This window comes from Actinocorallia sp. A-T 12471 (assembly GCF_033875155.1).
Lineage (GTDB): Bacteria > Actinomycetota > Actinomycetes > Streptosporangiales > Streptosporangiaceae > Actinocorallia.
The window spans coordinates 24,262-49,573 of sequence record NZ_JAWZTE010000020.1; the positions used below are offsets into that span (position 1 = coordinate 24,262).

The following is a 25,312-nucleotide window of genomic DNA, read 5'->3' on the forward strand; positions in this document are numbered from 1 at the left end:
CCGAGACTCGTCGTCGCGGGTGGGGCCAGACCCCGGAGCTTGTCGTCGTGGGTGTGGGGCGAGATCGCAGGGCTTGTCGTCGTGGGTGCGGGTCGGGAGTCCCGGGGCTTGTCGTCGTGAGGCGGGGCCAAGCCCCGGAGCTTGTCGTTGTGGGTGGGCGAGGTCCGGGATTGTCGTTGTGGGGGTGGGGGTTTGGGGGTTGTGATCTAGTAGGACGACCGTTCGTTCTTTTGGTGGGTTGACAGGAGGGGTGGGGGCAGGAAATCGTACGATCGTTCGTACTTATTGGTGCGGGCGTTGGTTTCTGGCACGGGCGTTCGTGCTCTCGTTGGGGGGAGTGCGGGGTTGTCTCGGGGTTGGGGAACGAACGTTCGTTCTTTATTGGGAGGCGGGAATGGTTTCGCGGGGTCTTTGGCTGGCGGCGGGTGCTGCGTTTTTGGCGATGTTGGACACGAGCATCGCGAACCTTGCGTTTCCGGACTTGGGGCGGGAGTTCGGGGCGCATGTCAATGGGCTTACCTGGATCGTCACGCTTTATGTGGTGCTGTTCGCTGCGGTGTTGGCGCCGTCTGGGCGGCTTGCGGATGTCGCGGGGCCGCGGCGGCTGTACCGGATCGGGACTGGGCTGTTCGCGGTCGCGTCGTTGGCGTGCGCGTTGGCTCCCGACCTCGCCTGGCTGCTGGCCGCGCGGGCCCTGCAGGGGGCGGGCGCGGGCGCGATGATCCCCGCGTCACTAGCTGTGCTGCTGCACGGCACCCCGGCCGAGGGACGCGCCCGCGCGATCGGCCTGTGGAGCGCGGCGGGCGCGGTCGCCGCGGCGATCGGCCCGTCGGTGGGCGGTCTCATGGTCGACGCGCTCGGCTGGCGGTCCCTGTTCCTCATCAACGTCCCGGTCGCCGTCGCCCTGGTCTACGGCGCGCGCGGCCTCACCCGGGGCACCAAGGCCGCCGGACGCCTCCCGGACCTCCTCGGCACCGTCCTGCTCGGGCTCGGCCTGGGCCTGCTCGCGCTCGGCGTCTCGGAGGGCTCGGAGTGGGGCTGGACGGACCCGCGCACCGCAGCCGTCCTCGTCGCGGGGGCCGCCGCGACGGTCCTCGCCCTGGTCCGCTCGGCCCGCCACCCGGTGCCCGCGCTCGACGTGTCGCTGTGGCGCGTCCCCGCGTTCACCGCGGCGAGCGTCGTGTCCTTCCTGTACGGCCTCGCGTTCTTCCCGTGGATGCTCGTCGGCGTCCTCGTCCTCACCGGCCTGTGGGGCTATGACGCGCTCGACGCGGGCCTCGCGATGACGCCGGGCGCGGTCACCGCCGCCGTCGGCGCGATCGTGCTCAGCAGGCGCGCGACCCCGCGCACCGCGATCGTCCTCGGCGGCGTGCTGATGGGCGCGTCGGCGGCGTGGATCTGGCTCGCCCTCACCCCCGAACCCGCCTTCCTGACGTTCTGGCTGCCGTGCGGCCTGCTCGTCGGGGTGGGCATGGGCGCGCTCGCGACCGGCGTGTCGGGGGCGTCGGCGCTGTCGGCGGGCCCCGAGCGGTTCGCGGCCGCGACGGGCCTCACCACGACCGCGCGCCAGTTCGGCGGCGCGCTCGGCGTCGCGGTCCTCGCCGCGCTGCTGGCGGCCGACGCGCCGGGCCTCGACGCGTTCCTGTCGGTCTACCTGTTCTGCGGCGTGACCGCGGCCCTTGCCGGGGCCGCCGGGCTCGCCGTCCCCGCACGTCACATGTCCGCGCCCACCAGCGAAGGAGCACCCGCGTGAACGCCTGGCAGAGAATGGCAGTGATCGGCGACAGCATCGCCTCGGGAGTCCGCGAACCCGTCGACGGGTACGAGGACCTGTCCTGGATCGACCGGATGACCAGGGCGCTCGGCACCGAGACCCTGAACCTCGGCGAACGCGATCTGCGCGCCCGCGAGGTCCGCGAGCGGCAGCTCTCCCCCGCGCTCGACTTCCGGCCGGACCTCGCGGTCGTCGTCTGCGGCGGGAACGACGCGTTCAGCCGGCGTTTCGACGCCGTCGCCCTGGAAGCCGAGCTCGACCACATGGTCGGCGCGTTCCGCGCGGCCGGGGCCGACGTCGTCACGCTCGGGCTGTTCGACATCGTCAGGTCGGGCCTAGTCAGCGACGCGACCTTTATCGAGGAGTTCCAGCCGCGCCTCAGGCTGCTGCACGACGTCACCGAGCGGGTGTCGGCGGCGCACGGCGCGGTGTTCGCGGACTTCAGCGCCCACCCGGCGGGCGCTGACCCGTCGATCTACTCCTCGGACCTCATCCATCTGAACGCGCGCGGCCACGCGATCGCCGCGGTCGAGGTCCTCGCGCTCCTCGAGCACCACGCCGCCCTCACCTGACGCCCCCGCCCCCGGCCCCGGAACACGGACGCGCTAACTCCCGGGCCGCACAGACCGGCCTCGGAGCACCCGTGTTCCGAGGCCGTCCCCGGGTCGGCCCTCACCCCACTCCGGGTTCAGGTCTCTGACGGACCCCTATTGGGGGCATCCGAAACGGGTAGCTCTCCAGTGGTCAGGGGGTCCTCGGTGCCCGACGGAGGATGAGGGGTGTGCGGCGGATGCTGGTGAAGGTCTCGGTGAACGGGAGCCCGGTCGAGCTCGATCTCGATCCGCGCGAGTCGCTGCTCGACGTGCTGCGCGAGCGGCTCGAGCTGACCGGAACGAAGAAGGGCTGCGACCACGGCCAGTGCGGCGCGTGCACCGTCCACCTCGACGGCCGCCGCGTCGTGTCGTGTCTGACGCCCGCCGTGCAGGCGGACGCCCGCGAGGTGACGACGATCGAGGGCGTCGCCGCCGACGACGGGACCCTCCACCCGATGCAGCGCGCGTTCGTGGAGAACGACGCGCTCCAGTGCGGGTACTGCACGCCGGGTCAGATCATGGCGGCGATCGCGTGCGTCGCCGAGGGGCACGCGGGTGATGACGCGAGCGTCCGCGAGTACATGAGCGGCAACCTGTGCCGGTGCGGGGCGTATCCCGGCATCGTCGCGGCGGTCCGCGAGGTGGCGCAGGGGTGGCCCGCGTGAGGGCGTTCGAGTACACCACCGCCGCTTCGGCCGCCGAAGCCGTCCTCGCCGTCACCCCCGGCACGCGGTTCCTCGCGGGCGGCACCAACCTCTACGACCTGATGAAGCTCGGCGTGGAGGCCCCCGAGGCGGTGGTCGACGTCACCCGCGTCCCCGAGCTCGCCCGGACCGACACCTCGGGCCCCGACGAGCTCGTGTTCGGCTCCGGCGCGCGGATGGCCGACGTCGCCGAGGACCCGGTGCTGCTGCGCGACTACCCCGCCCTCGCCCAGTCGCTGGCCTTGGCCGCCTCCCAACAGCTCCGCACGATGGCGACGGTCGGCGGCAACCTGCTCCAGCGGACCCGCTGCGCGTACTTCCGCTCCACCGCGCACCCGTGCGACAAGCGCGAGCCCGGCACGGGCTGCCCGGTGCGCGGCGGGCTCGACCGGGGCTTCGCGGTGCTCGGCCTCGGCGAGACGTGCGTCGCGGTCTATCCGGGCGACTGGGCGGTCGCGCTGCTCGCGTTCGACGCCGTCATCGACGTGCTCGGCCCGTCCGGCACCCGCACTGTCCCGCTCGGGGACCTGCACCGCCTCCCCGGCTCGACCCCGCACCTCGAGCACACCCTCGCCCAGGACGAGCTCATCACCGCCATCCGCGTCCCGACCACCCGGGCCGGGAGGGCGTCGACCTACCTGAAAATCCGCGACCGAGAGTCGTACGCGTTCGCGCTGACGTCGGCGGCCGCCGCGCTGGCCTTCGACGGCGACGCCGTCACCGAGGCGCGGATCGCGGTCGGCGGCGTCGCCACCAAGCCGTGGCGCTCCCGCGAGGCCGAGGCGCTGCTGGTCGGCGGCCCCCTGACCCAGGAGACGGCAAGGGCGGCGGGCGAAGCGATCTTCGCAGAAGCGGTCCCCGGCAGGCACAACGGATTCAAGATCGAACTCGGCGTCCGGACCGTCGCCGACGCGCTGTTCCACGCCGCGAGGACGGGAGAGTCCCGATGAACCCGCCGCTGCCCCGCGTCGACGCCCTCGCCAAGGTCACCGGGCAGGTCCGCTACGGCGCGGACTGGGTGCCGCCCGGCCTCGCGCACGCCGCGCTGACGCCCGCCGCGATCGGCAAGGGCAGGGTCGTGTCCGTCGAGACCGCCGAGGCCGAGGCGGTGCCCGGCGTCCTGCTGGTCCTCACCCGCCTCGCCGAGGGCGAGCTGACCGCGCCGACCTTCCTCATGGTCGGCGGCGACGCGTTCGAAAGCGTCCAGCCCCTGCTTGACGACAAGATCGCGCACCGGGGCCAGCCGATAGCGCTCGTCGTAGCCGAGACCCCGTACGCCGCCGCCGAAGCCGCCGCGTTGGTACGCGCGACGTACGAGGAGGAGCCGGTGAGCGTCACGCTTGACGATCCCGGCGTCGAGGTGCGCGACCAGGCGGACGTGCTCGGCCCCTACGAGGACCGCGTGGTCGGGGACGCCGACGCCGCCTACGCCGCGTCCGCGCGCCGGGTCGACGCGGTCTTCGACCTGCCGACCCAGCATCCGGTCCCGATGGAGCTGACCTCGTCCGTCGTGTACTGGGACGACGGCGGCGTCACCGTCCACGAGGGCACCCAGAACGCGTCGGCGATCCGGCGCGGCCTCGCCGGGCAGCTCGGGCTGCCGCAGGAGCGGGTCAGGGTCGTCGCGCCGTACGTGGGCGGCGGGTTCGGCAACCGCAACTCGCTCCAGATGCAGACGGGCCTCGCCGCCGTGGCCGCGCGCCGCCTCGGCCGTCCGGTGAAGCTCGTGGTGCCGCGCGAGCTGATGTTCCACAATTCGGGGTTCCGTCCGGCGAGCCGCCACCGGATCAGGCTGGGCGCGGGCCCCGACGGACGGATCACCGCGCTCCTGCACGACGTGGACCAGCAGACCTCTCGGTACGACGTCTTCCCGGCCAGCTACACCGACACCAGCGCGCGCGTCTACGCCGTGCCCGCCTTCCGCGCGCACCAGCGGATCGTCTTCACCGACTCGCAGACGCCCGGTTATATGCGCGCGCCTTACGAGCACCCTGCGGTGTTCGCCCTTGAGTCCGCGATGGACGAGCTCGCCAGCGCAACCGGCCTCGACCCCGTAGAACTAAGGCTCCTTAACGACACCGAGACCGACCCGTTGACGGGGTTGCCCTTCTCGTCGCGTCATCTCGCCGAGTGCCTGCGCAGGGGCGCGGACCGCTTCGGCTGGGCGCGGCGCACCCCGCAGCCAGGGTCGATGCGCGCCGACGACGGGTCGCTCGTCGGCTGGGGCGTCGCCTCGGCCGCCTACAAGGCGTCGGCCGCGCCGGCCCTCACCCGCCTGCGCCTCGACCCCGACGGCGGCCTGACGGTCTGGGCGGGGGCGCACGAGATGGGCCAGGGCATCAGGACCGCGATCGTGGAGACCGTCGTCGGCCTGACGGGCATGCCCGCCGGACTCGTCACCGTCGAGGCGGGCGACACCGTCGGCGTCCCGCACCAGCTCACCGCGGGCTCGTGGGGCACCGCGACGGTCCTGCCCGGCGTGTACGGCGCGCTTGAGGAGCTGCGCAAGCGCCTCGGCGCGCCCCCGACGGGCCCGCTCCCCCGGGTCGCCGCGCCCGCCGAGGTCGAGGTCGGCTCACTCGCGCCGGGCCAGCCGCCCGAGGCGCTCGACAGGGTGATCGCCGGAGGAATGGCCCCCGCTGGCCCGGTCTATCCGGATTTCACCGCCTACAGCTTCGCCGCCCACTTCGTCGAGGTCAGGGTGGAGCCGACCACCCGACGGGTCCGCGTCGCCCGCACGGTGAGCGTGGTCGACTGCGGCAGGGTCGCGAGTCCGGTGACCGCCGCGAGCCAGGTCAGGGGTGGGGTCGTGTGGGGCATCGGGGCGGCGCTGCGCGAGCACGCCGAGCCCGATCCGCGGTTCGGCGGCTTCGCGAACGCTGATCTTGAGGGCTACACCGTCCCGGTTAATGCCGACATTCCCGACATCGACCTTGAGTTCATCGACGAGCCCGACCCGTCGCTCAACGCGCTCGGCGTGAAGGGGCTCGGCGAGGTCTCCATGGTCGGGGTCGCCGCGGCGGTCGCCAACGCGGTGCACCACGCCACCGGGTACCGGGCGCGGCGGCTGCCGATCCGGATCGAGGACCTGCTGTGAGCGGCGTCAGCCACGGCCTAGCGTGTCGGCGCGATCCGATCGGCGCAGGGCGAGCCCGTCGAGGAAGATGGCGATCTTGTCGTCAAGCCAGCCGCGGCCGGTGAGGGTCGCCTGGTCGGTGAGTTCGGGGAGCCCGGCGAACGCCGCACGGTAGGCGTCCCTGCGGGTGGCCGCGCCGGCGGGCCCGTCAAGCGCGGCCATGCCCGCCGAGGTCGCGACGGCGAGGTCGGCGACGAAGTCGAGCGCGACGAGGGCGTCGCGCCGGGTGAAGCCGCACTCCACGAGCCTGGCCGCGTACCGGTGCAGCAGTCCGACGACGCCCGGCGGCGCGCCCCGCATCGTCTGGACGGCACGGGCCGTCCCGGGATACGCCGCGAGCAGGTCCCACAGAGCGTCGGCCAGCGACTCGAGCAGCGGCCGCCACTCCTGTCCGGGATCGGGCCAGGAGTGCTCGGCCACCGCGAGATCGGCTGCGGCCAGGACGAGATCGTCACGATCGGCGACATACGTGTAAAGCGCGGCATGGCTGACCCCGAGCCGCCGCGCCACCCCCGGCATCGACAGCCGGTCGAGCCCCTCGGCGAGCGCGGCCCTGGCGACCACGTCACGGCTGAGCGAGGGCCGGGGACCTGGACGACGACCGGGACGCGACACCCGATCACGATATCCGCCCCACCCCCACACCCCCGTCAGCGTGGGTGCGGCGCCAGCCTTGGGCCCGGGCGCGGGCCGTCGCGCGGTCGTCGTAGCCGAAGACGACGCGGTCGAACTCCACGTCCATCGGGGTGCCGTCGGCGACGGCCTTGGGCGCGACGGCGTCGGGGAGGCGGCCGAGGTGCGCGAGCATGCGGCGGCGCGGGTCGGCCTGGAGGCGGGCGTCGGCGAAGTGCGTCAGTGCGAACGCGGGGCCGAGGAGCGGGCCGCTCAGGCCGAGGCCGCCGACGACGGCGGCGAGGAGCACCGCGACGCGTCCCGTGTCGGGCTCATCTGCTGCCCTCCCTGGACGGGGGCGGCGAATCTATTACAGGCTGTTAGAGTTAGGCAAGGCATGCCTAACTTAGCTAGGGTTGTGGGTGCCGGGCTGAACCCGGCGCGTCAGGCCGAAAGGAACCCCCACATGGCACGCCAGAACATGTCGAAGACCGCGGTGAAGCCCGTCGCCGCGGAACTGCTCACCGCACACGTCGTCCGGCGCGAACGCGTCTCGCCGAACTTCGCGCGGATCACGCTCGGCGGCGACGACCTCGCCGGGTTCACCCCGATGGGCTTCGACCAGTGGTTCCGGCTCTTCCTGCCCGTCAGCGACGAGTCCTTGAGCCGCGTGCCAGCGCGCTTGACCACGCTGGCTTTCCTGAAGTTCCTGACGACGTCGAAGGCGCACCGGGCCGTCCTGCGCAACTACTCGGTGCGCGCCTTCCGCGCCGACGCGGGCGAACTCGACGTCGACGTCGTCCTGCACGGCTCCCCCGACGACGGCACCGCCGGGCCCGCCTCGTCCTGGGCGCAGACCTGCTCGCCCGGCGACGCCGTCGGGCTGCTCGACGAGGGCATCGGCTTCAACCCCGACCCGTCGATCCGCGAGGTCCGGCTCGTCGCCGACGAGAGCGGCCTGCCCGCCGCTGCGGGGATCCTCGCGTCACTTCCCTCGGACGCCAGGGGCCACGCCCTTCTGGAGATCCCGTCCGAGGAGGACCGGCAGGACGTCACCGCGCCCGAGGGCGTCACCGTCGAGTGGCTGGTCAGGACCGGCCACGGCGTGCCCGGGGCGCTGGCCCTTGAGGCGGCGACGGCGCTCACCGTCCCCCCGAACCCGTTCTACGGCTGGGTCGTCGGCGAATCCGCCCTGCCTACCGCGCTGCGCCGCCACTGGCTCGCCGGGGGCGCGCCCAAGGAGAACGTGATGTTCTGCGGCTACTGGAAGCATTCGGGCCGTTGAGCGGGACGGTCAGTCGGCGACCCTGACGCCCAGGGCCTGCGCGAACGCGGGCGCGAGGTCGAGCAGCTGGAGGCCGGTGATGACGAGGCCGGACAGCGCGTCCGGGGCCACGTGCAGGGACAGGTCGCGCGCCTCACGCAGGTCGACGTTCTTCATCTTGGCCCGATCGAAGCGAACCTCGCGCAGGGACGAGCCGGGGAAGGACACGTCGGTGAGGGTCGCGCCGGAGAAGTCGACGCCGTCGAGCGTGCAGTCGGTGAAGGTCACGTCGCGCAGGCGGGCCTCACGCAGGTTCACCGAGACCAGCTTGCAGCCGACGAAGTGCACGCGCGTCAGCTCCGACCCGAACAGCGCGGTCCCGGCCAACGACCCCACGGAGATCTCCGAGTCGATCCAGCGGCTCTCACCGAGCGCGCTCCCGACGAACCGCACCGACTGCATCCACACATCATTGAAAAAGGCGGCCCGCAGGTGCGCCTCCGTGAAATCGACGGAGCTGAACGCGCACTCAAGGAACCGCGCCCCATCGGCCCTCACCCCGCTCAGATCCATCCCCGCGAAGTGCAACGTCTCACAGTCCCCGGACCGCGCCGGCGGCGCCTCCGCCTCAGTCAGGAAGCGGGCGTACGGCAGGTCCGTCAGGGCACGGGGCGGGCGCATGGATCATCCTCGGTTCGAAAAACGAAACGCCAACGTACCGCGCCTCACCCCAGCACAACCCACCGAACCCCAACACCCCCCACCAGCCCACCCTCGGCCTCCGAGAGCGCCGCGCGGCTTGTCGCCTTGCGCACGAAGGTCTCGCGGTCCCACCCGAGGGCGGCGAGCCGGTCGAACGGCGTCGGGTCGAGCAGCAGCCCGGTGACGGCGGACGCCGCCGCGTCGGTCAGCCACGACGGGCGGCCGAGCGCGTCGGCGAGGTCCAGGCCGTGCACGGCGACCTCGACGACCCTGGTCAGCAGGAAGTCAGTCAGCAACATCGCGTCACCGTGCCGGGTCCGCACGACGCGTCCGTCCGGCTCGGCGCGGCACAGCGCGACGGCCTCGCGCCAGGTCGCGGTGAAGTCCGCGACGAGCGCGGGCCCGTCCAACCGCGCGGCCGCCTCGACGGCGAGGGTGACGCGTGCGGCGTTGGTCTCGGCGTCAAATCTGCCGTCTCGCCGGTAGTAGTCGCGTGCCGAGACCAGGGCGTGGTCGGGGCTTGGGGCCGCCAGCATGGCCGGGAGCCAGGCGAGCACGGTGCGGACGTGGCCCAGGAGGTCGCGGGCACGCCAGGGGGTGCAGCGGGTGGGGAGGTTCCACGCCGTCTCGTCCAGGTCGGCGACGGCGTCGGTGAGCTTTGCCGCCTCGGCTTCGAGGATGTCGAGGGGGTGGGGCATGGGGGGAGCCTATGGGGAGGGCCTCTGCGGGGCGGAGGCGCTTTGGTTAGTGGAGGGCGGGTTTGGTGGGGGTGGGGGTGTGTTTGATGAGGAAGGAGAGGGCTAGGCCGAGGACGCCTAGGGCGGTGCCGCAGAGGAAGGCGTTGTGGATGCCGGAGATCTGGGCGGGGATGGCGGCGCTGCCGGACTTGGCGGCGGAGGTTGCACCCAGTGTCATGATGGTTACAAAGAGTGCGGTCCCCGCTGCGCCCGCCAGCTGCTGGAGGGTGTTCATGATGGCGCTGCCGTGGGAGTAGAGGTCGGCGTCCAGGGAGCCTAGGGCGGATGACATCAGGGGTGTCATGGCGAAGCCGAGGCCGAGGCTGGTGAGGACGTGGGCGGCGATCACGAAGCCGACGGACGAGTCCGCGTCGAGCGTGGTCATCATCGCCAGGGACAGGGCGAGCGCGGCGGTGCCGGGGATGACGAGCGGGCGGGGGCCGAACCTGTCGGCGAGGCGTCCGACGAACGGGGCGATGAGGCCCATCGCCAGGCCGCCCGGCAGCAGCATCAGGCCGGTCTCCAGCGTGGTCAGGCCGCGGATCGTCTGGAGGTAGATCGGCAGCAGGATCAGCGCGCCGAACAGCCCGGCGAACGCCACGAGCAGCAGCAGAACCCCGACGACGAACGTGCGGTCGCGCAGCGGACGCAGGTCGAGCAGCGCCGCGCCGTCGCGTTGCAGGCTGATCTGCCGCGCCACGAACAGCGCGAGCGCCAGGACCCCCGCGACGAGCGGGAACACCGGGGAGACGAGGGCGTGGCCGCCCGCGGACTCGCCGATGGCGCTGAGGCCGTAGATGAGCCCGCCGAACGCGACGGCCGACAGCAGCGCGGACGGCAGGTCGAACCTGACCCGCTTGGGCTCGCCGCTGTTCTCCACGAGGACGACGCCGACGACGACCGTGATGATCGCGATCGGCAGGACCGCGAGGAACAGCCAGCGCCAGCTCAGCGAGGAGAGGATCAGCCCGGAGAACGTCGGTCCGACGGCGGGCGCGACAGCGATCACGACGGACACCAGGCCCATCGTGCGGCCCCGGCGCGAGGCGGGCACCAGCGTCATGATCGTGGTCATCAGCAGCGGCAGGACGAGCGCGGTGCCCGCCGCCTGCACGACGCGCGCGGCGAGCAGCACCCCGAAGTGCGGGGCGAGCCCGGCGAGCAGGGTGCCCGCGGCGAACAGCGAGGTCGCGGCGATGAACACCGACCGCGTGGTGAAGCGCTGCAGGATCAGCCCGGTCGTCGGGATGATCACCGCCATGGTCAGCAGGAAGCCCGTGGTGAGCCACTGGGCGGCGGTGGCGCTGACGGCGAACTCGGTCATCAGCTTGGGGATCGCCACGCCCATGACTGTCTCGTTGAGGATCATCACAAAGGCCGCGAGGATCGGGACCCCGATCGCGATCTTGACGTGGCGGGGCATCCCCTCGTCGGCCTGCGCGTCCGGCGCCTCGCGCTCGGGCTCGGTCAGGGTGTCGGGACGTCTCTGCACGGTCCTACGCGGCCTTTCTCGTCTCTCACGGCTGTTTCGGACGGCATTTCCGCCCTAACAGGAAAAAGGGCCAAAAACGGCCCATTCTTAATTCGACGGGAGCGCGAAGGCCCCGGCAAGGCAGAGAACACGCGGATCACCGGAAAACTTCCCAGGTCCGCGAAGCCCCCGTCGAACCCAGCGGCATCCGACCTTACGCAGCCTCCGGCGGCGGCCTCAACCGGTTTTCTCCGCCCCCGGAATCGGAGGTGACCGTGTCCGGAATCCGCGCGTCCGACACCCGCCGTACTTGCGGGAAAGCACAGGTCAGAGCGCTTGCGGCGGCGTCTCAAGGGCCGCGGCGATGACGTCCCGTGCCTCGGCGCTGAGGGCCCTGACGTCCGCAGGAGTGAGGTCTTTGGTCACCAGCGGCCTGCCGATTGTGACGCGCACGACACCCGGACGGATGCGCCACCGGCCGACGGACCACACGCCGTCCACGCCCCGCAGGGCCACCGGGACGACGGGGACGCCATGGGTCACCGCGATCATGAACGCGCCGGGCTTGAACTCCCGCATGCCGCCCTCGTCGGAGAAGGTCCCCTCCGGGTAGACGAGCAGTGAGCTGCCCGACCCGAACGCGTCGGCCACGCCCTGGTTGATGGCGGTCTGATCGGCCCTGTCCCGGTTCACCTCGACGATGCCCGCCGCGCGCAGCGCGGGACCGAGCAGCGGCACCCGGAACAGCTCGCGCTTGGCGAGGATGCGCAGCCGCCCGCCGAAGACCGCGAGATGGACCATCGGGTCGAGATTGGACGTGTGATTGGAGACCACCACATAGGTCGCGGACGGCTCAAGCCGGTCAAGGCCCTCGACCTCGATCCGCGCGCCGGTGACCAGACACCAGAAACGCGCCCAGACGCGCAGGATCGCGTCGACGGCGACCCTGCGCCGCGCGCCCCGCAGCGGCAGCAGCAGGACCGCGAGCGCGCCGACGAGCGTGGCGAGCACCCCGGCCGCCAGCGCCGGGACCGTGCGCCAGGCGAAGGGGGGACGGACGCCGCTCATGGGCCGCTGACCTCGGGTCTCACGCCGCCGAGTAAACCAGACACGCGCCCGAACAATGAACCGTTTTCATGTGCTTTCCACCCTGGAAAACGGTTTCTGCCTGGGTCGCCGGGGATGGGAGCATCGGACCATGAGCGAACAGTGGCCGACAGCCGACGAAGTCCACGCCAAGCGCGCCGAGTTCGAGGCGGCCCTCGACGGCTGGCGACGCCCCGCGGCCCACGGCGTCGTCCACCGGACCGACACCGGCCTCGAGGTGGTCAGGGCGAACCTTGAGGGCGACGGCCCGCTGCCCGCCGTGGTCCTCGCGACAGTCCTCGGCTACCGTTCGGGCGGCGCTGTGCTCCCGCTGTCGGTCGCCGACCTCGACCGGGCGATCGACCTGCTCGCCCCCGCCGAAGCCTGCACCGCCTTCCCCCACCCGAACCTGTGGGCCTGGCGGCTGCTGCGCGACGCCCTGGACAAGGACGGCGGCGAAGCCTTCGCCGTCTTCACCGAGGACATCGCCGACCCCGACCCGTCCGACCCCTACCTGCGCGCGTTCCTCGCCGAGGTCCACCGGGGCCGCGAGGAAGACCCCGAAGGCAGTACGTCCATTGGGGCCTGACGGCCGTGCGCCTTGAAGCCCGGCACCGCCCCTCCGGCCCTGGGGGCCTACGGGGCGGCACCGGGCGCGCACGACCGCCAGGCCCGGTTACACCAGTATCGGATCTAGGGATGGGCCGGTGTTCGTGCAACCCGCGCATCTCCCCTGGGCGTGGCCGCCGCGGCTGCCCGATCAGCCGATCTTCTATCCGGTCCTCCGGGAGGAGTACGCGGCCCAGATAGCGCGCGAGTGGAACGTCGACGCGTCCGGTGCGGGACATGTCACGCGGTTCCGGGTGAGCACTGCGTTCGCGCGCCGGTATCCGACGCGTCAGGCGGGCGGGTCCGACCGGCTCGAACTGTGGATTCCGGCGGAGGACGTCCCCGCGCTCAACGAGCACATGCTGGGGCCGGTCGAGGTCGTCGCCTCGTACTCGGGCGGACAGTCCTAGGGCCACCGCCCGCACCCGTGTGCCGCGCGGCGGCTTCCCTCGCGGACAGGGAACTGTGGCCGCCATCACTCGTCGCGTTTGCCATTGCGCGCGCCGCGCGGCACCTCCAAAAAACCAGACATACCCGACCAGAAATCGGCAAGCAGCAGGAAATCAGACGCACTGCGCTGGGCCCGCCCCCGGCTTTCCGATAAGCCGCTGACCAGGGCAGAAACCGTGATCATCGCACAGTACGCCGTTCCCGACTAATGCGAGATCACGGTTATCCGGTGGTTCGTCCGGTCGGGTGGTCCGCGGATATCCCGTCGCGTAGTTTGGTCTTCCGGTTCCCGCGCCAAGCGGGTGGCGGATGAGGATTCGGCCGACGCCGCCATGGACGTCCATGTGTGCCAGATGTACCCGACAGGCTCAGCGCCCGGGGTCAGGCGGCCGAGGCCCGGACGCGACGCCCAGGACCCGGAAGCGGATCATGGAAGAGTCTGCCCGACCCTCGCCCCTGTGGCCCGTGCTCGGCGCGGCGCTCGCCGCCGCACCCGTCGCGGCCCTTGTGCTCACGACCCCGTCCCTCCCCCTGGCCGCCGCGTTCGCCGCCGCCGTGTGCGCGGCGTTCGTGCTCGGCTGCGGCGAGGCGCTGCGCCGCTGCCGCGCCCGTTCCCGCCGTCTCGACCGGGAGCTGCGCGAGGCGCGTGCGGCAGCCGAAAGGCAGTACACCGAGTTCGGCGAGCTGCTGAACGCGCTCGCCTGGGACGTGTCGGTGTCCGCCCGCCGCCCCGACGTCGCCGACTCCGCGCCCTGGGCCGAGCAGACCAGGGCGGTCTACGACGCGGCGTTCTCCCGGACCGAGACCGCGCGCGCCGAGGCGGCGCGGGCGATGGAGGGCCTCGTCGTGTCGGTCGCGCAGCGCACCCAGACCGGCGTGCTGCGGGTCCGCGAGTCGGTCGACAGGCTCGCCCCGGCGCTCGCCGACCGTCCCGACCAGCTCGAGGAGTGCCGGCTCATCGCCGGGTCGGCCGCCCAGCTCACCAGGCTCGCGCAGAGCCTCGTGGTGCTGAGCGGCGGCCGCGCCGGACGCACCTGGGCGCGGCCGCTGCCGCTGTGCGACGTCCTGGCCGCGGCGGCCGGACGCGTCGCGGCGGGCGGCGGGCTCGAACTCGTCGGCGGCCACGACGTCGCGGCCCGCCCCCGGGTGGTCGAGCCGCTGGTCCACGCGTTCGCCGAGCTGCTCGCCAACGCCGCGCAGTCCTCACCGGGCGCGGCCGGGGTGCGCGCGGTGGTCGAGCGCGGCGAGGGCTGCCACGTGGTCCGGATCGAGGACTCCGGCGTCGGCATGGACGACGCCGCGCTCGCCAGGTTCACCGAGACCGCCTCGGGCGCGGGCCCCGTCTCCCTGACGGCGCTCGGCCCGCTGCCCAGGCTCGGGCTCCCCGTCGTCGGCGCCTACGCCCGCCGCTTCGGCCTCGGGGTGCGGCTCGAACGCGGCCCGGACGGCGGCACGTGCGCGGTCGTGGTCCTGCCCGACGGCCTCGTGACGCGCCCGACCGACCCGCACGAGTCCGCGCCGAGGGCGCTGCGCGCCGCGACGGGCGGGCCGGAGCGGCCGAAGGTCGTCGGGAAGGCGTCGAACGGCCTCCCGCAGCGCCGCCGCCGCGCGGCCGACGCCCCCACCGCGCCAGGCTCGGACTCCGTCCGCGCCCGCCTCGCCGCCGTCCTGTCCGAGGAGCCCGCCGACCGCAGGGCCTGACCTCAGCCTTCCGCGCGGCCCCGCAGGACCGGCGCGATCGCGTCGAGCACCGACGGGTCCTCGATCGTGGCGGGCACCGGCTCGTCCCTGCCGCCGACGATCCCGCGCATGGTCTTGCGGAGGATCTTGCCCGAGCGGGTCTTCGGCAGCGCGGGGACGACGGACACCTCACGGAACGCCGCGACCGCGCCGACGTCGCGCCGGACCGCCGCGACGAGCTCGGCCCGCAGGCTCTCCTCGTCCTGCTCGACCCCCGCCTTGAGGACGACGAGCCCGAACGGGAGCTGGCCCTTGAGCGGGTCGGGCACCCCGATCACCGCGCACTCCGCGACGGCCGGATGCGTCGCCAGGGCCGCCTCGATCGCGCCGGTCGACAGCCGGTGCCCCGCGACGTTGATCACGTCGTCGATCCGGCCCATGACGAACAGGTAGTCGTCGGCGTCGAAGTAGCCGGAGTCGCCCGTGTGGTAGTACCCCTCGTGACGGCTCAGATACGAGGCGATGTAACGCTCGTCGTCGCCCCACAGGGTCTGGAGCGCGCCGGGCGGCAGCGGCAGCCGGATGACGATCTCGCCCTCCCTGCCCGCCTCGACGGGTTCGCCGTACTCATCAACAATCCGCACATCCCACCCCGGAACGGGCACCGTCGCCGACCCCGGCTTGGTCGGCATCGGTTCGAGCCCGCGTGGGTTCGCCGCGATCGGCCAGCCCGTCTCGGTCTGCCACCAGTGGTCGACCACGGGCACGCCGAGCACGTCCGACGCCCAGTGGTAGGTCTCGGGATCGAGCCGCTCCCCCGCGAGGAACAGGGTCTTCAGCGTGGACACGTCGTACTTGGCGAGTTCGGCGGCCTTCGGGTCGACCTTCTTGATCGCGCGGAAGGCGGTGGGCGCGGTGAAGATCGCCCTGACCCCGTACTCCTGCGTGACGCGCCAGAACGCGCCGGCGTCCGGCGTCCCGATCGGCTTGCCCTCGTAGACGACGGTCGTCGCGCCGACGAGCAGCGGCGCGTACACGATGTAGCTGTGCCCGACGACCCAGCCGACGTCGGACACCGCCCAGAACACGTCGCCGGCCTTGATGTCGTAGATCGCGCCCATCGTCCAGGCCAGCGCGACCGCGTGGCCGCCCGCCGAGCGCAGCACGCCCTTGGGCTTCCCGGTCGTCCCCGAGGTGTACAGGATGTAAAGCGGGTCGGTGGAGGCGACCGGCACCGGCGGCGCGGGCTCCGCCGACGGGACCACCTCGGCCCAGTCCACGTAGCCGGGCAGCGACAGATCGGCCGGGGACGCCTCGCGTTGCAGCATGAGCGTGTGCGCGGGCTTGTGCGCGCTGAGCTCCAGCGCCTTCTCCAGGATCGGCTGGTAGGCGACGACCCGGTTCGGCTCAAGCCCGCACGAAGCCGCGACGACGACCTTCGGCTCCGCGTCCTCGATCCGCGCGGCGAGCTCCTTGGCCGCGAACCCGCCGAACACCACGGAGTGGACCGCCCCGAGCCGCGCGCAGGCGAGCATCGTCATGACGGCCTCGGGCACCATCGGCATGTAGACGACGACCCTGTCGCCCTTGCCGACGCCGAGCGCGGCGAGGGCACCGGCGACCCTGGCGACCTCGTCGCGCAGCTCACGGAAGGTGTAGGCGCGCTTGGCCGGGACCATCGCCGAGTCCCAGACCAGGGCCAGGCGGTCGCCCGCGCCCGCCTCGACGTGCCGGTCGAGCGCGTTGGCGCTGGTGTTCATCTCCCCGTCGGGGAACCAGCGGTAGAACGGCGCGCCCGAGGCGTCGAGGACGCGGGACGGCTCCCGCGTCCAGTCGATCAGCCGCGCCGCCTCTCCCCAGAAGCCCTCGGGGTCGGCAAGGCTCCGCCGGTACGCCTCGGCATACGCTCCCACGTCTCTCCTCCTCCACAGCCCGCGCGGCGGCCGACCGCGCCTCCCGGTCATTCCCCCCGACCGCCCTTTACTACCGAAAAACCCACCGACCCCACCACCTCGAAAGACCCCGCCTCGGGGGCCGAAGGGCCCTGATCGGCCGGAACGGGCAGGTGGGCGGCGGCACCCGTCAGGGGCCCGTCTCCCTAAGCGACAAAGCAGATAAGACCCCGTCTTTGCCCCGGGCGCGGATGGGCAGGGACGCGCCGGTCGTTAGAGGAGACATGAGCGCAGAACCCGTCCACGCGGTTCACGACCTTGCCGCCGACAGCCCTGACGCCGCCGACGAACACGTGCTGCGCGCCGCGATCAAGCTGTTCGCCGAACTCGGCTACGACGCCACGACCAGGCAGATGATCATCCAGACCGCCGGGCCCGGCGCGACGCGCTCCGAGCTGCTGCGCGAGGGCAAGGCCGCCGTGTACCGGGCGGCGCTCGAACACCTCTGCGATCTTGAGCACCGGTACTACGCGGAGGCGGCACGCGATCTCGTGCGCGACATGGCGGGCCTGCACCGGATGGTCGACCGCGCGCTTGACTTCGCGCTGCTCCACCCGGAGGTGCCCGCGGTGTGGCGGCACCGCGGGCTGAAGGACGCGAGCGACCTCGACCTCACCAAGGACATGCGGCCCGGGCTGGAAACCGTGCTCCTGCAGGCCCCCTGGTCGGGGGTGCGGCCGGACGCCGACCTCCAGTTCGTTGCCTGGTCCGTCGTCTGGATGATCACCGGATTCCTCGCCTCGGGTATGCCGGACGGCTCTGCGCCCTCGCGCAAGGCCGACGATCCGCGGACATTGCAGCGGTTCCACACCGAACTGCACACCATGGTCGATCTGCGCGTGCGGGCGGTCGACTGCTGAGGCGGGAAAACGCACCCGCACGCCGCACAGGCATTGAAACTGGAACGTGTTCTAGTAGGCTCGGCGCATGCGGTTCACCTACGCCGAGGCGATGACCGACCCGTCCTACTACCTTCCGCTCGCCAAGGCGGCGGAGGACGCCGGTTACCACAGCATCACTGTCCCGGACTCCGTCATGTATCCCGAGGTGTCCGACTCGACCTACCCCTACACCGAGGACGGCGACCGGTCGTTCCTCGAGGACAAGGCGTTCATCGAGACATTCGTGCTCGCCGCCGCGATGGGCGCGGTGACGTCGCGGCTGCGGTTCACGCCGTTCGTGCTCAAGCTGCCGATCCGGCCGCCCGTGCTGGTCGCCAAGCAGGCGAGTTCGGTCGCCGCGCTGACGAACAACCGGCTGTCGCTCGGCGTCGGGCTCAGCCCCTGGCCCGAGGACTTCGCCGCGCTCGGCGTGCCCTGGGCGCGGCGCGGCAAGCGCATGGACGAGTGCATCGACATCGTGCGCGGCCTCACCAGCGGCGAGTACTTCTCCTACAAGGGCGAGTTCTACGACATCCAGTCGATGAAGATGTCGCCCGCGCCGACCGAGCCGATCCCGATCCTCGTCGGCGGGCACAGCGACGCCGCGCTGCGCAGGGCGGTGCTGCGCGGGGACGGCTGGATGCACGCGGGCGGCGCGGGCGAGGAGCTCGACGCCCTGCTCACCAGGCTGCAGGGCATCCGCGAGGCCGAGGGCAAGGCGAACGACCCCTTCGAGATCCACGTGATCTCCTATGACGCCTACACCGTCGACGGGGTCAAGCGCCTCGAGGACAAGGGCATCACCGACGTGATCGTCGGGTTCCGGCTGCCCTACATCAAGGGGCAGGACACCGAGCCCCTGGAGACCAAGATCCGCAATCTGGAGTCCTTCGCCGAGACCGTCATCGCACGGTGTAACTAGAACAGGTTCTTACTATGTCCGACGGCACCCCCACCCCGTCCGGCTACACCTGGGAGGCCCCCGACGCCCCCCACCCGGCCAGGACCGCCGCCAAGAACTCCCAGAGCCGCGTCGCCGCCCAGGACAAGGAAGGCTGGCTCGCCCTCTTCGCCGACGACGCCCACATCGAGGACCCCGTGGGCCCATCCTTCCTCGACCCCGACGGCAAGGGCCACAAGGGCAGGGAGGCGATCTCCGCCTTCTGGGACGGCTACGTCGGCCTGATGAAGGGCTTCCACGCCCGCACCACCGAGTCGTTCGCCAACGGCCCGTCCTGCGCCAACGTCACCCAGCTGACGACCACGCTGGGCGACGGGTCACAGATGACGGTCGACTGCGTGATCGTCTACACCGTGGACGACGCCGGCCTGCTCACCTCGATCCGCGCCCACTGGGAGCCCGACCGGGCCCTGGCGACCCTCAAGGCGCCCTGATCCACCCCGCCGCGCCGCGCGCGGTGCGGCGGGGTGCGACGCCGGGACCGCGGCGGCGGGCCTCACGCGTCCGGTGGGACCGTGTAGTTCGCCGTCGCGGCCCGGACGGCCGCGTCGATCTGGGCGTCCGTGGCGAGGTTCGAGGCGCGCAGGGCGGTCTCCCACGCGGTGATCGAGCCGGCGTTGTACTCCAGCACCTCGGGTGAGTTCTGGAACTCCGAGGGGTCGTCGGTCTCAAAGCCGCCGAGGTACAGGCCGAGGCCGAGCAGCGCGCCGTCCCAGCCGGGCCCGACGTACAGCGCGCCGCCCGCGTCGGGCACGAAGGCGGCGGGGACCGCGTGTTCGAGGACCACGCCGGTGCTCTCGCCCTGCGGGGTCAGCTCGACGGTGACGATGCTCTCCGGCGCGCCCCAGGTGAGCACGAGCCGCTTGGCGGGCTCGCACCTGACGATGGTGCCGTCGGCGTTGCCCTCGGTGGCGAAGCTTCCGCCCTCGCGCAGGTCGCCGCGCACCGGCAGGAACCAGCGGGCGAGCCGTGCGGGCTCGGTCAGCGCGGCCCAGATCCGCTCGGGCGCGGCAGGGTAGGCGCGCGCCAGGGCGACGACGAGCTTGTCGCCGTCCTCACCCGCGTGCACCCTGCGGCCGATCGCGGCGATCTCGGCGGGAATGTCGATCATGTCCTGGTCTCCTCAGCGGTCGGGTCCGGCGCGTGGTGCCGGACTCTGCGGAGCTCACGGCGGTGGCCCCGCGCGGCGACGCCGGGGGCCCGGGGACGTCGAACGCGTGCACGCCCCCATCCAGGAGAAAGCCACTCTATCGGCGTGAACGCCGGAGAAGGTCCCGATTCGGCGACACGCGGGCCGGTCCGCGCACGGGAAGGGCGGCGCGCCGGTCAATTCCCGGCGAGCCGCCGCAGCAGCCGGGACGGCGCGTCGACCATCGACGGCCCGTACCAGGTGAGGTCGCGGCCCTCGACCAGCGCGATCCGGCGGCCGGGGAAGCACTCGGGGCCGTCGTCGGCGGTGAACCGGTACGGCTCGTCGGGCAGGACCACGAGGTCGGGGTCGGCGGCGATGATCCCGTCGAGGGGGATCTTGGGGTAGCGGTCGGGGTGGTCGGCGAAGAGGTTGGCGACGCCCAGTCGGGCCAGGACGTCACCGGCGAAGGTGTCGCGGCCGAGGACCATCCAGGGGCGACGCCAGATCGGGACCGCCGCGCGGGCCGTCACCTGTGCGCCGGAGGGGTGGGCGGCCCAGGCGCGTTCGGCGGCTTCGAGCCACGTGGGGACCTCCAGCCCGCAGCCTTCGGCGAGCACGCGGCGCAGCGACGCGAAAGCGCCGTCCACCGTGCTGATCGCGGTCACCCATACGGGCACCCCCGCGGCGCGCAGGGCCGCGAGGTCGGGCTCGCGGTTCTCCTCGGCGTTGGCGAGCACGAGATCGGGGCGCAGCGCGATGATCGCGGCGACGTCGGGGTTCTTGGTGCCCTTGACGCGGGCGACGTCGAGGTCGGCGGGGTGGGTGCACCAGTCCGTCGCGCCGACCAGCAGCCCGGGGGCGCTCGCCGCGACGGCCTCGGTCAGCGACGGGACGAGCGACACCACGCGCCGCACCCGCGCGGGGACGGGCACCTGAGCACCCGTGTCGTCGTGTGGCGCGCCCATCCCCCGATCCTGCCACGCCGGGCGTCAGGCGGCGCGGTCGGCCGCCGCGGGCAGGGCGCGGATGAACGTGCCCATCTCGGCGAGCGAGGTGAGGCCCTCGCGGCAGAAGTCGGCGAAGATCTGGAAGACGTGCGGCTGCCGGTCCCAGACGACGAGGGTGACGGGCACGCCCGCCGAGGAGAGCCGGTCGGCCATGAGCTCGGCGTCCACCCGCAGGATCTCGGTCGAGCCGCAGTGGATGAGGGTCGGCGGCAGCGCGGCGAGCTCCCCGTTGACCGGCGAGTGCAGCGGGTCGAGCGCCGCGCCGCCGAGCAGCAGCGCGTTCAGCTCAGGCAGGCGCGGCCCTGGGATGTACGGGTCGAGGCCGAGGTTGGGGTGGGCGAGCTTGGCGGCGTGGTCGAGATCGGTCAGCGGGGACAGCGCGACGAGTCCGCCAGGCGCGGGCAGGCCCTCGCGCAGCGCCTGGAGCGGGGTCGCGAAGGTGAGGTAGCCGCCCGCCGAGTCACCCGCGATGACGATCTCCTCGGCGGCGAAGCCCTGGTCGAGCAGGTACCGGTAGGCGGCGACGCAGTCTTCGACGGTCCCGGCGAGCGTCGTGGAAGGCAGCTGCCGGTAGGCGACCGACAGCGCGGGCGCGCCGGACGCCGCCGAGAGCCGGGCGATCATCCTGCGGTGGGTGCGCAGCCCTCCGACGATGAACCCTCCGCCGTGGAAGTAGAGGATCACCTTGCCGCCGCCGCTCCGGGAGACGCCGGGGCCGTACACCCACTCGGCGGGGAACCCGTCGAACGGCACGGGGACGGTGACGGTGCCGCGCGGCGCGCGCATGACCCCGGTCATCGCGTCGAGGCGTGCGGCGTGCCGCAGCACCTTCGGCGTGAACGGTGTGTACCGCATGAGCGGCCGCAGCCAGAACCGCAAGAGGAACAGGAACACCCGGGCGGGCAGGCCGATCCCTGCCCGGCTCTGGATGACGACGTCCACCGCACACCTCCAAGCAAGCGCTCGCTTACCGCTCGCGAGGCTAATTCGCCGCGCCCGCCCGGTCAACCACCGAGTGCGTCACATCCCCGCCGCGCACGATCCCGCCGAACCGGATATTCAGGACGCCTGGCACGATAAGCGGCACGTTGTCGGCGAGGAGGGCCTTGAGGGTGAACCAGGTCGTGCGCTGCGCCCTCGCGGCGCTGATCTTTCTTGCGGGCCCTGGGCTCGCCGGATACGCGCGGGTGCTCCAGGCGCGGGCCTTCGCGCAGGAGAGCTTCGGCGGCGACCCCTACGTCAGGGACGCGCTGCCGCTCCTGCCCGAACTGTGGCCGCTGGCGATCCTGCTCGTGGTACTCCCCTGGGTCGGCTACCGCAGACGCGACGCGCTGCTCTACGTCATCCCGCTGTACGGTTGGGCCCTGTTCGCCAAAGCCGCCTGGCGACTCACCGCCCTGCGCACCCCGGACTGGCCACCCCGCGACGACACCGTCACGGCCGCGCCCCGCTCCGCCTAAGAACGGCCAGCGCCGCCCGAAGCCGAATCAGGGCCGCCCGAGCACGGGCCACACCGCCCGACGGCGAGTCGGCACCGCCCGAGGCGGGTCAGGGCCGTCTGAAGGCCGGTCGGCAACGCCTGAGGGCGGGCCAACGCCGCCCGAGGGCGGGACGGGGGCGGACCGGGGGCGGGCCAACGCCGTCTGGGGGTGGGTCGGGTGTGGGCTGGGGGTGGGTCAGGGGTGGGCGCCTACGATGCGGAGGGCTAGTTCCACGTAGCCCGCTGCGATGTCCTCGGGGGTCCACTCGCCTGAGGCGCGGTACCAGCGGGCGATGTCGATGCCGAGGGACAGCAGCGCGGTGGCGGCGATCTTGGGGTGCGGGGCGTCGAAGACGCCTGCCGCGACGCCGCGCTCGACCAGGGCGCGGATCTCGCCGTCGATGGCCCTGCGGATCTGCCGGATCTCGGCCATGTGCTCGTCGCTCAGCGCCGCGAGCTCGTAGTTGACGATGCGCGCCCCGGTGTTGTCGCGGGCGTGGTGGACCGCGAAGTCGTGCACCACGCTGCGCAGCGCCGCGACCGGGTCGGGGGCGTCCGCGATCGCGGCCCTGACCAGGCGCAGCGTGCGTTCGTGGCCCGACTTGGAGATCAGGAAGAGCAGCTCTTCCTTGGACTTGTGGTGCACGTACAGGGCCGCAGGGCTCATCCCGGCCGCGGTGGCGATGTCGCGGGTCGTGGTGCCGTGGAAGCCCTTCTCCGCGAACGCGGTGACTGCCGCCTTCAGCAGCCGCGCGCGGGTGGCGTCGGCACGCGGAAGGTCGGAGGTGTCGGGCATCACACGGCTCTCCTCTGCGAGGTCATGGGTGTTCCAGCAATACCACGGTTGTGCCCGCGCCCAGCGCCGTTGGGAAACACGCCAGGTGTCGGGGGCGGCCCGACGGGGGACTTGACCCGGAGCCGCATCCTGCTGCACCCTGGGCCACACCCCATTCTAAGCAAGCGCTTAGTAACCTCGCCAGGCGCAACCACCGGGCGACCCACCGCACACGTCGACGGAAGCAGGCCATGACCACACCGACCCCGACCCCGAGCCCCTTCCCGCGTTTCCAGGGCAGGACCGCGATCGTCACCGGCGCGAGCCGTGGCATCGGCCTCGCGATCGCCGAGCGGCTGGTCGCCGAGGGCGGCAGGGTCGTGATCACCGCGCGCAAGAAGGACGCGCTTGACGAGGCAGTCAGCGCGCTTGGCGGCCCCGAGCACGCCCTGGGCGTCCCCGGCCACGCCGACGACCCGGCCCACCAGGCCGAGACCGTCAGGCTGGCGATCGAGACATTCGGCAGCGCCGACCTCCTGGTCAACAACACGGGCATCAACCCCGCCTACGGCCCCCTGCTCGACATCGACCTCGGCGCGGCCCGCAAGACCTTCGAGGTGAACGTGCTCGCGACGCTGTCGTGGGTCAGGCACGTGTACGAGGCGTGGATGAAGGAGCACGGCGGCTCGATCGTCAACGTGACGTCGGTGGCCGGGGTGAAGCCCGCGCCCGGCATCGGGTTCTACGGCGCGACCAAGGCGATGGTCGGCCACATCACCCAGGAGCTCGCCGTCGAACTCGGGCCCGACGTGCGCGTCAACGCCGTCGCCCCCGCCGTGGTGAAGACGAAGTTCGCGACCGCCCTGTACGAGGGGCGCGAGGACGAGGTCGCCGCGCCCTACCCGCTGAAGCGCCTCGGGGTGCCCGACGACATCGGCGGCGCGGTCGCCTTCCTGCTGTCGCCCGACGCGGCGTGGCTGACCGGCCAGGTCCTCGTCGTGGACGGCGGCCTGACCCTGACCGGCGGCGTCTGACCCGCCGTCCCCTTCCCCCGAGGAGCGAACATGAGCACCCCACGCACCGCAGTGGTCACCGGCGCGGCGCGCGGCATCGGCGCGGGCGTCGCCAAGAGGCTCGCCGCCGACGGCCTCGCGGTCGCCGTCGTCGACCTTGACGAGACGGCCTGCGAGCCCGTCGTCAAGGCGATCGAGGCCGCCGGAGGACGCGCCCTCGCCGTCGGGATCGACGTCGCCGACGAGCAGGCCGTCCAGGCCGGGGTCGCGCGGATCGCCGACGAGCTCGGCCCGCCGACCGTCCTGGTCAACAACGCAGGGATCATCCGCGACAACCTGCTGTTCAAGATGAGCGCCTCGGACTGGGACTCGGTCATCGGCGTGCATCTGCGCGGCGCGTTCCTGATGACCCGTGCCGTTCAGGCGCACATGACGAAGGCGGGCTGGGGCAGGGTCGTCAACCTGTCGAGCACGTCGGCGCTGGGCAACCGCGGCCAGGCCAACTACGCCGCCGCCAAGGCGGGAATCCAGGGCTTCACCAAGACCCTCGCGCTCGAACTCGGCAGGTTCGGGGTGACCGCCAACGCGATCGCGCCCGGCTTCATCGAGACCGAGATGACCGAGGAGACCGCGCGCCGGATCGGCGTCCCGTTCGAGGACTTCAAGGCCGGCGCGGCCAAGCAGATCCCGGTCGGCCGCACCGGCACCCCCGACGACATCGCGCACACCGTCGCGTTCTTCGTCAGCGAGGGCGCGGGGTTCGTCTCCGGGCAGGTCGTGTACGTCGCCGGCGGACCGAAGGACTAGAGGGGCGGACGATGAAGGTCTTCACCGGTGTCGAGGAGCTGCGCGAGGCGGTCGGCTCCCACCTCGGGTACTCCGACTGGCACACCATCACCCAGGAGCAGGTCAACACGTTCGCCGAGGCCACCGGCGACCACCAGTGGATTCACACCGACCCCGAGCGGGCGGCGGCGGGGCCGTTCGGCACGACCATCGCGCACGGCTACCTGACGCTGTCGCTGGTGCCGAAGCTCGTCTGGGACCTGTACCGGGTGGACGGGGTATCGATGAGCGTCAACTACGGGGCCGAGCGGCTGCGGTTCCCCGCGCCCGTCCCCGTCGGGTCGCGGGTCCGCGCGGGCGTCGAGCTGCTGTCGCTCGAGCCGGGCGGCGGCGGCTACCGCCTGACGGCCCGGGTGACGGTCGAGCGCGAGGGCGGGGCCAAGCCCGTCTGCGTGGTCGACAGCGTGAGCGTCCTGGTCCCCTGACCGATCCCGGCGGGGCGTCCGC

Annotated in this window: 28 protein-coding genes and 1 pseudogene; 16 read left to right on the top strand and 13 right to left on the bottom strand. The window is 72.5% G+C overall.

What is annotated here, in order from left to right; all coding sequences use genetic code 11:
* The first annotated feature begins 394 nt into the window (after positions 1 to 394).
* From R9X44_RS34015 to R9X44_RS34035, 5 genes are all read left to right on the top strand, one after another.
* Complete coding sequence (locus tag R9X44_RS34015; RefSeq protein ID WP_319818492.1) at positions 395 to 1,753, top strand: DHA2 family efflux MFS transporter permease subunit; 1,359 nt, start codon at positions 395 to 397, stop codon at positions 1,751 to 1,753.
* On the top strand, positions 1,750 to 2,346 hold the full coding sequence (locus R9X44_RS34020) for an SGNH/GDSL hydrolase family protein (RefSeq protein WP_319818493.1): 597 nt from the start codon (positions 1,750 to 1,752) through the stop codon (positions 2,344 to 2,346). The genes R9X44_RS34015 and R9X44_RS34020 overlap by 4 nt, the downstream gene beginning before the upstream one ends.
* Positions 2,347 to 2,546: 200 nt before the next feature.
* The gene (locus tag R9X44_RS34025) at positions 2,547 to 3,032 is read left to right on the top strand and encodes a (2Fe-2S)-binding protein (RefSeq protein WP_413775005.1); all 486 of its coding nucleotides are present in this window, start codon (positions 2,547 to 2,549) and stop codon (positions 3,030 to 3,032) included.
* Positions 3,029 to 4,021: a xanthine dehydrogenase family protein subunit M gene (locus R9X44_RS34030; RefSeq protein WP_319818494.1), complete on the top strand. Its 993-nt coding sequence runs from the start codon at positions 3,029 to 3,031 to the stop codon at positions 4,019 to 4,021. Before R9X44_RS34025 ends, R9X44_RS34030 begins: the two co-directional genes overlap by 4 nt.
* Positions 4,018 to 6,168 (top strand): xanthine dehydrogenase family protein molybdopterin-binding subunit, encoded by a 2,151-nt coding sequence (locus tag R9X44_RS34035; RefSeq protein WP_319818495.1) that lies wholly within the window; start codon positions 4,018 to 4,020, stop codon positions 6,166 to 6,168. The genes R9X44_RS34030 and R9X44_RS34035 overlap by 4 nt, the downstream gene beginning before the upstream one ends.
* A gap of 6 nt (positions 6,169 to 6,174) precedes the next feature.
* Here the strand turns inward: R9X44_RS34035 and R9X44_RS34040 are convergent, their stop codons facing one another.
* A complete protein-coding gene (locus R9X44_RS34040; RefSeq protein ID WP_319818496.1) occupies positions 6,175 to 6,822 on the bottom strand; it encodes a TetR family transcriptional regulator in 648 nt (215 codons plus the stop codon).
* Positions 6,823 to 6,826: 4 nt separating this feature from the next.
* Positions 6,827 to 7,129, bottom strand: a complete 303-nt coding sequence (locus tag R9X44_RS34045) for a hypothetical protein (protein ID WP_319818497.1) — start codon at positions 7,127 to 7,129, stop codon at positions 6,827 to 6,829.
* Positions 7,130 to 7,285: 156 nt separating this feature from the next.
* Between R9X44_RS34045 and R9X44_RS34050 the strand changes: the two genes are divergently transcribed.
* Positions 7,286 to 8,104, top strand: coding sequence for a siderophore-interacting protein (locus R9X44_RS34050; protein ID WP_319818498.1), 819 nt, complete (start codon positions 7,286 to 7,288; stop codon positions 8,102 to 8,104).
* A gap of 9 nt (positions 8,105 to 8,113) precedes the next feature.
* Here the strand turns inward: R9X44_RS34050 and R9X44_RS34055 are convergent, their stop codons facing one another.
* The 5 genes and pseudogenes from R9X44_RS34055 to R9X44_RS34070 form a co-directional block, all read right to left on the bottom strand.
* Complete coding sequence (locus tag R9X44_RS34055) at positions 8,114 to 8,545, bottom strand: pentapeptide repeat-containing protein (protein WP_319818499.1); 432 nt, start codon at positions 8,543 to 8,545, stop codon at positions 8,114 to 8,116.
* A 21-nt stretch (positions 8,546 to 8,566) separates the two neighbouring features.
* Positions 8,567 to 8,764: pseudogene (locus tag R9X44_RS35855) on the bottom strand (hypothetical protein); the annotation flags it as partial.
* Positions 8,765 to 8,808: 44 nt separating this feature from the next.
* The gene (locus tag R9X44_RS34060) at positions 8,809 to 9,483 is read right to left on the bottom strand and encodes a maleylpyruvate isomerase N-terminal domain-containing protein (protein WP_319818500.1); all 675 of its coding nucleotides are present in this window, start codon (positions 9,481 to 9,483) and stop codon (positions 8,809 to 8,811) included.
* Between the two features lie 46 nt (positions 9,484 to 9,529).
* On the bottom strand, positions 9,530 to 11,014 hold the full coding sequence (locus R9X44_RS34065; RefSeq protein ID WP_319818501.1) for an MDR family MFS transporter: 1,485 nt from the start codon (positions 11,012 to 11,014) through the stop codon (positions 9,530 to 9,532).
* A gap of 306 nt (positions 11,015 to 11,320) precedes the next feature.
* Entirely contained in the window at positions 11,321 to 12,061 is a 741-nt protein-coding gene (locus tag R9X44_RS34070) for a lysophospholipid acyltransferase family protein (RefSeq protein WP_319818502.1), read from the bottom strand.
* A gap of 130 nt (positions 12,062 to 12,191) precedes the next feature.
* Here R9X44_RS34070 and R9X44_RS34075 point away from each other — a divergent pair, with 130 nt between their 5' ends.
* On the top strand, positions 12,192 to 12,668 hold the full coding sequence (locus R9X44_RS34075) for a hypothetical protein (protein ID WP_319818503.1): 477 nt from the start codon (positions 12,192 to 12,194) through the stop codon (positions 12,666 to 12,668).
* Positions 12,669 to 12,786: 118 nt separating this feature from the next.
* Positions 12,787 to 13,098, top strand: a complete 312-nt coding sequence (locus R9X44_RS34080) for a hypothetical protein (protein ID WP_319818504.1) — start codon at positions 12,787 to 12,789, stop codon at positions 13,096 to 13,098.
* A gap of 65 nt (positions 13,099 to 13,163) precedes the next feature.
* On the opposite strand, the gene R9X44_RS34085 is transcribed toward R9X44_RS34080, so the two are convergent.
* Positions 13,164 to 13,322 (bottom strand): hypothetical protein, encoded by a 159-nt coding sequence (locus R9X44_RS34085; RefSeq protein ID WP_319818505.1) that lies wholly within the window; start codon positions 13,320 to 13,322, stop codon positions 13,164 to 13,166.
* Positions 13,323 to 13,567: 245 nt separating this feature from the next.
* On the opposite strand from R9X44_RS34085, the gene R9X44_RS34090 reads away from it, so the two are divergent.
* Positions 13,568 to 14,839, top strand: a complete 1,272-nt coding sequence (locus R9X44_RS34090; RefSeq protein WP_319818506.1) for an ATP-binding protein — start codon at positions 13,568 to 13,570, stop codon at positions 14,837 to 14,839.
* A gap of 2 nt (positions 14,840 to 14,841) precedes the next feature.
* Here the strand turns inward: R9X44_RS34090 and R9X44_RS34095 are convergent, their stop codons facing one another.
* The gene (locus R9X44_RS34095) at positions 14,842 to 16,731 is read right to left on the bottom strand and encodes a propionyl-CoA synthetase (RefSeq protein WP_319818507.1); all 1,890 of its coding nucleotides are present in this window, start codon (positions 16,729 to 16,731) and stop codon (positions 14,842 to 14,844) included.
* A gap of 263 nt (positions 16,732 to 16,994) precedes the next feature.
* Between R9X44_RS34095 and R9X44_RS34100 the strand changes: the two genes are divergently transcribed.
* From R9X44_RS34100 to R9X44_RS34110, 3 genes are all read left to right on the top strand, one after another.
* The gene (locus tag R9X44_RS34100; protein ID WP_319818508.1) at positions 16,995 to 17,630 is read left to right on the top strand and encodes a hypothetical protein; all 636 of its coding nucleotides are present in this window, start codon (positions 16,995 to 16,997) and stop codon (positions 17,628 to 17,630) included.
* Positions 17,631 to 17,697: 67 nt separating this feature from the next.
* Positions 17,698 to 18,573 carry a TIGR03619 family F420-dependent LLM class oxidoreductase gene (locus R9X44_RS34105; protein WP_319818509.1) on the top strand — a complete coding sequence of 292 codons (876 nt, stop codon included), beginning with the start codon at positions 17,698 to 17,700 and terminating at the stop codon, positions 18,571 to 18,573.
* Positions 18,574 to 18,587: 14 nt separating this feature from the next.
* On the top strand, positions 18,588 to 19,046 hold the full coding sequence (locus tag R9X44_RS34110; RefSeq protein WP_319818510.1) for a nuclear transport factor 2 family protein: 459 nt from the start codon (positions 18,588 to 18,590) through the stop codon (positions 19,044 to 19,046).
* Positions 19,047 to 19,108: 62 nt separating this feature from the next.
* Here R9X44_RS34110 and R9X44_RS34115 read toward each other — a convergent pair whose 3' ends face one another.
* The 3 genes from R9X44_RS34115 to R9X44_RS34125 form a co-directional block, all read right to left on the bottom strand.
* Positions 19,109 to 19,723, bottom strand: coding sequence for an SRPBCC domain-containing protein (locus tag R9X44_RS34115; RefSeq protein WP_319818511.1), 615 nt, complete (start codon positions 19,721 to 19,723; stop codon positions 19,109 to 19,111).
* 215 nt (positions 19,724 to 19,938) lie between these two features.
* Positions 19,939 to 20,709: a helical backbone metal receptor gene (locus tag R9X44_RS34120; protein WP_319818512.1), complete on the bottom strand. Its 771-nt coding sequence runs from the start codon at positions 20,707 to 20,709 to the stop codon at positions 19,939 to 19,941.
* A gap of 24 nt (positions 20,710 to 20,733) precedes the next feature.
* The gene (locus tag R9X44_RS34125; RefSeq protein WP_319818513.1) at positions 20,734 to 21,693 is read right to left on the bottom strand and encodes an alpha/beta hydrolase; all 960 of its coding nucleotides are present in this window, start codon (positions 21,691 to 21,693) and stop codon (positions 20,734 to 20,736) included.
* A 170-nt stretch (positions 21,694 to 21,863) separates the two neighbouring features.
* Between R9X44_RS34125 and R9X44_RS34130 the strand changes: the two genes are divergently transcribed.
* On the top strand, positions 21,864 to 22,211 hold the full coding sequence (locus R9X44_RS34130) for a hypothetical protein (protein WP_319818514.1): 348 nt from the start codon (positions 21,864 to 21,866) through the stop codon (positions 22,209 to 22,211).
* 216 nt (positions 22,212 to 22,427) lie between these two features.
* Here R9X44_RS34130 and R9X44_RS34135 read toward each other — a convergent pair whose 3' ends face one another.
* Positions 22,428 to 23,027, bottom strand: a complete 600-nt coding sequence (locus tag R9X44_RS34135; RefSeq protein ID WP_319818515.1) for a TetR/AcrR family transcriptional regulator — start codon at positions 23,025 to 23,027, stop codon at positions 22,428 to 22,430.
* Between the two features lie 230 nt (positions 23,028 to 23,257).
* Between R9X44_RS34135 and R9X44_RS34140 the strand changes: the two genes are divergently transcribed.
* From R9X44_RS34140 to R9X44_RS34150, 3 genes are read left to right on the top strand one after another with little or no spacing between them, the layout of a single operon-like run.
* Positions 23,258 to 24,040 (top strand): SDR family oxidoreductase, encoded by a 783-nt coding sequence (locus R9X44_RS34140; RefSeq protein ID WP_319818516.1) that lies wholly within the window; start codon positions 23,258 to 23,260, stop codon positions 24,038 to 24,040.
* A 30-nt stretch (positions 24,041 to 24,070) separates the two neighbouring features.
* A complete protein-coding gene (locus R9X44_RS34145; protein WP_319818517.1) occupies positions 24,071 to 24,826 on the top strand; it encodes an SDR family oxidoreductase in 756 nt (251 codons plus the stop codon).
* 11 nt (positions 24,827 to 24,837) lie between these two features.
* Entirely contained in the window at positions 24,838 to 25,290 is a 453-nt protein-coding gene (locus R9X44_RS34150) for a MaoC family dehydratase (protein ID WP_319818518.1), read from the top strand.
* Positions 25,291 to 25,312: the final 22 nt, after the last annotated feature.

Coding starts and splice junctions, on each gene's coding strand:
- R9X44_RS34015 (WP_319818492.1), top strand. CDS start 395: ATGGTTTCGCGGGGTCTTTGGCTGGCGGCGGGTGCTGCGTTTTTGGCG.
- R9X44_RS34025 (WP_413775005.1), top strand. CDS start 2,547: ATGAGGGGTGTGCGGCGGATGCTGGTGAAGGTCTCGGTGAACGGGAGC.
- R9X44_RS34035 (WP_319818495.1), top strand. CDS start 4,018: ATGAACCCGCCGCTGCCCCGCGTCGACGCCCTCGCCAAGGTCACCGGG.
- R9X44_RS34050 (WP_319818498.1), top strand. CDS start 7,286: ATGGCACGCCAGAACATGTCGAAGACCGCGGTGAAGCCCGTCGCCGCG.
- R9X44_RS34055 (WP_319818499.1), bottom strand. CDS start 8,545: ATGCAGTCGGTGCGGTTCGTCGGGAGCGCGCTCGGTGAGAGCCGCTGG.
- R9X44_RS34060 (WP_319818500.1), bottom strand. CDS start 9,483: ATGCCCCACCCCCTCGACATCCTCGAAGCCGAGGCGGCAAAGCTCACC.
- R9X44_RS34070 (WP_319818502.1), bottom strand. CDS start 12,061: ATGAGCGGCGTCCGTCCCCCCTTCGCCTGGCGCACGGTCCCGGCGCTG.
- R9X44_RS34075 (WP_319818503.1), top strand. CDS start 12,192: ATGAGCGAACAGTGGCCGACAGCCGACGAAGTCCACGCCAAGCGCGCC.
- R9X44_RS34085 (WP_319818505.1), bottom strand. CDS start 13,322: ATGATCACGGTTTCTGCCCTGGTCAGCGGCTTATCGGAAAGCCGGGGG.
- R9X44_RS34090 (WP_319818506.1), top strand. CDS start 13,568: ATGGAAGAGTCTGCCCGACCCTCGCCCCTGTGGCCCGTGCTCGGCGCG.
- R9X44_RS34100 (WP_319818508.1), top strand. CDS start 16,995: ATGAGCGCAGAACCCGTCCACGCGGTTCACGACCTTGCCGCCGACAGC.
- R9X44_RS34105 (WP_319818509.1), top strand. CDS start 17,698: ATGCGGTTCACCTACGCCGAGGCGATGACCGACCCGTCCTACTACCTT.
- R9X44_RS34110 (WP_319818510.1), top strand. CDS start 18,588: ATGTCCGACGGCACCCCCACCCCGTCCGGCTACACCTGGGAGGCCCCC.
- R9X44_RS34115 (WP_319818511.1), bottom strand. CDS start 19,723: ATGATCGACATTCCCGCCGAGATCGCCGCGATCGGCCGCAGGGTGCAC.
- R9X44_RS34120 (WP_319818512.1), bottom strand. CDS start 20,709: ATGGGCGCGCCACACGACGACACGGGTGCTCAGGTGCCCGTCCCCGCG.
- R9X44_RS34135 (WP_319818515.1), bottom strand. CDS start 23,027: ATGCCCGACACCTCCGACCTTCCGCGTGCCGACGCCACCCGCGCGCGG.
- R9X44_RS34140 (WP_319818516.1), top strand. CDS start 23,258: ATGACCACACCGACCCCGACCCCGAGCCCCTTCCCGCGTTTCCAGGGC.
- R9X44_RS34145 (WP_319818517.1), top strand. CDS start 24,071: ATGAGCACCCCACGCACCGCAGTGGTCACCGGCGCGGCGCGCGGCATC.
- R9X44_RS34150 (WP_319818518.1), top strand. CDS start 24,838: ATGAAGGTCTTCACCGGTGTCGAGGAGCTGCGCGAGGCGGTCGGCTCC.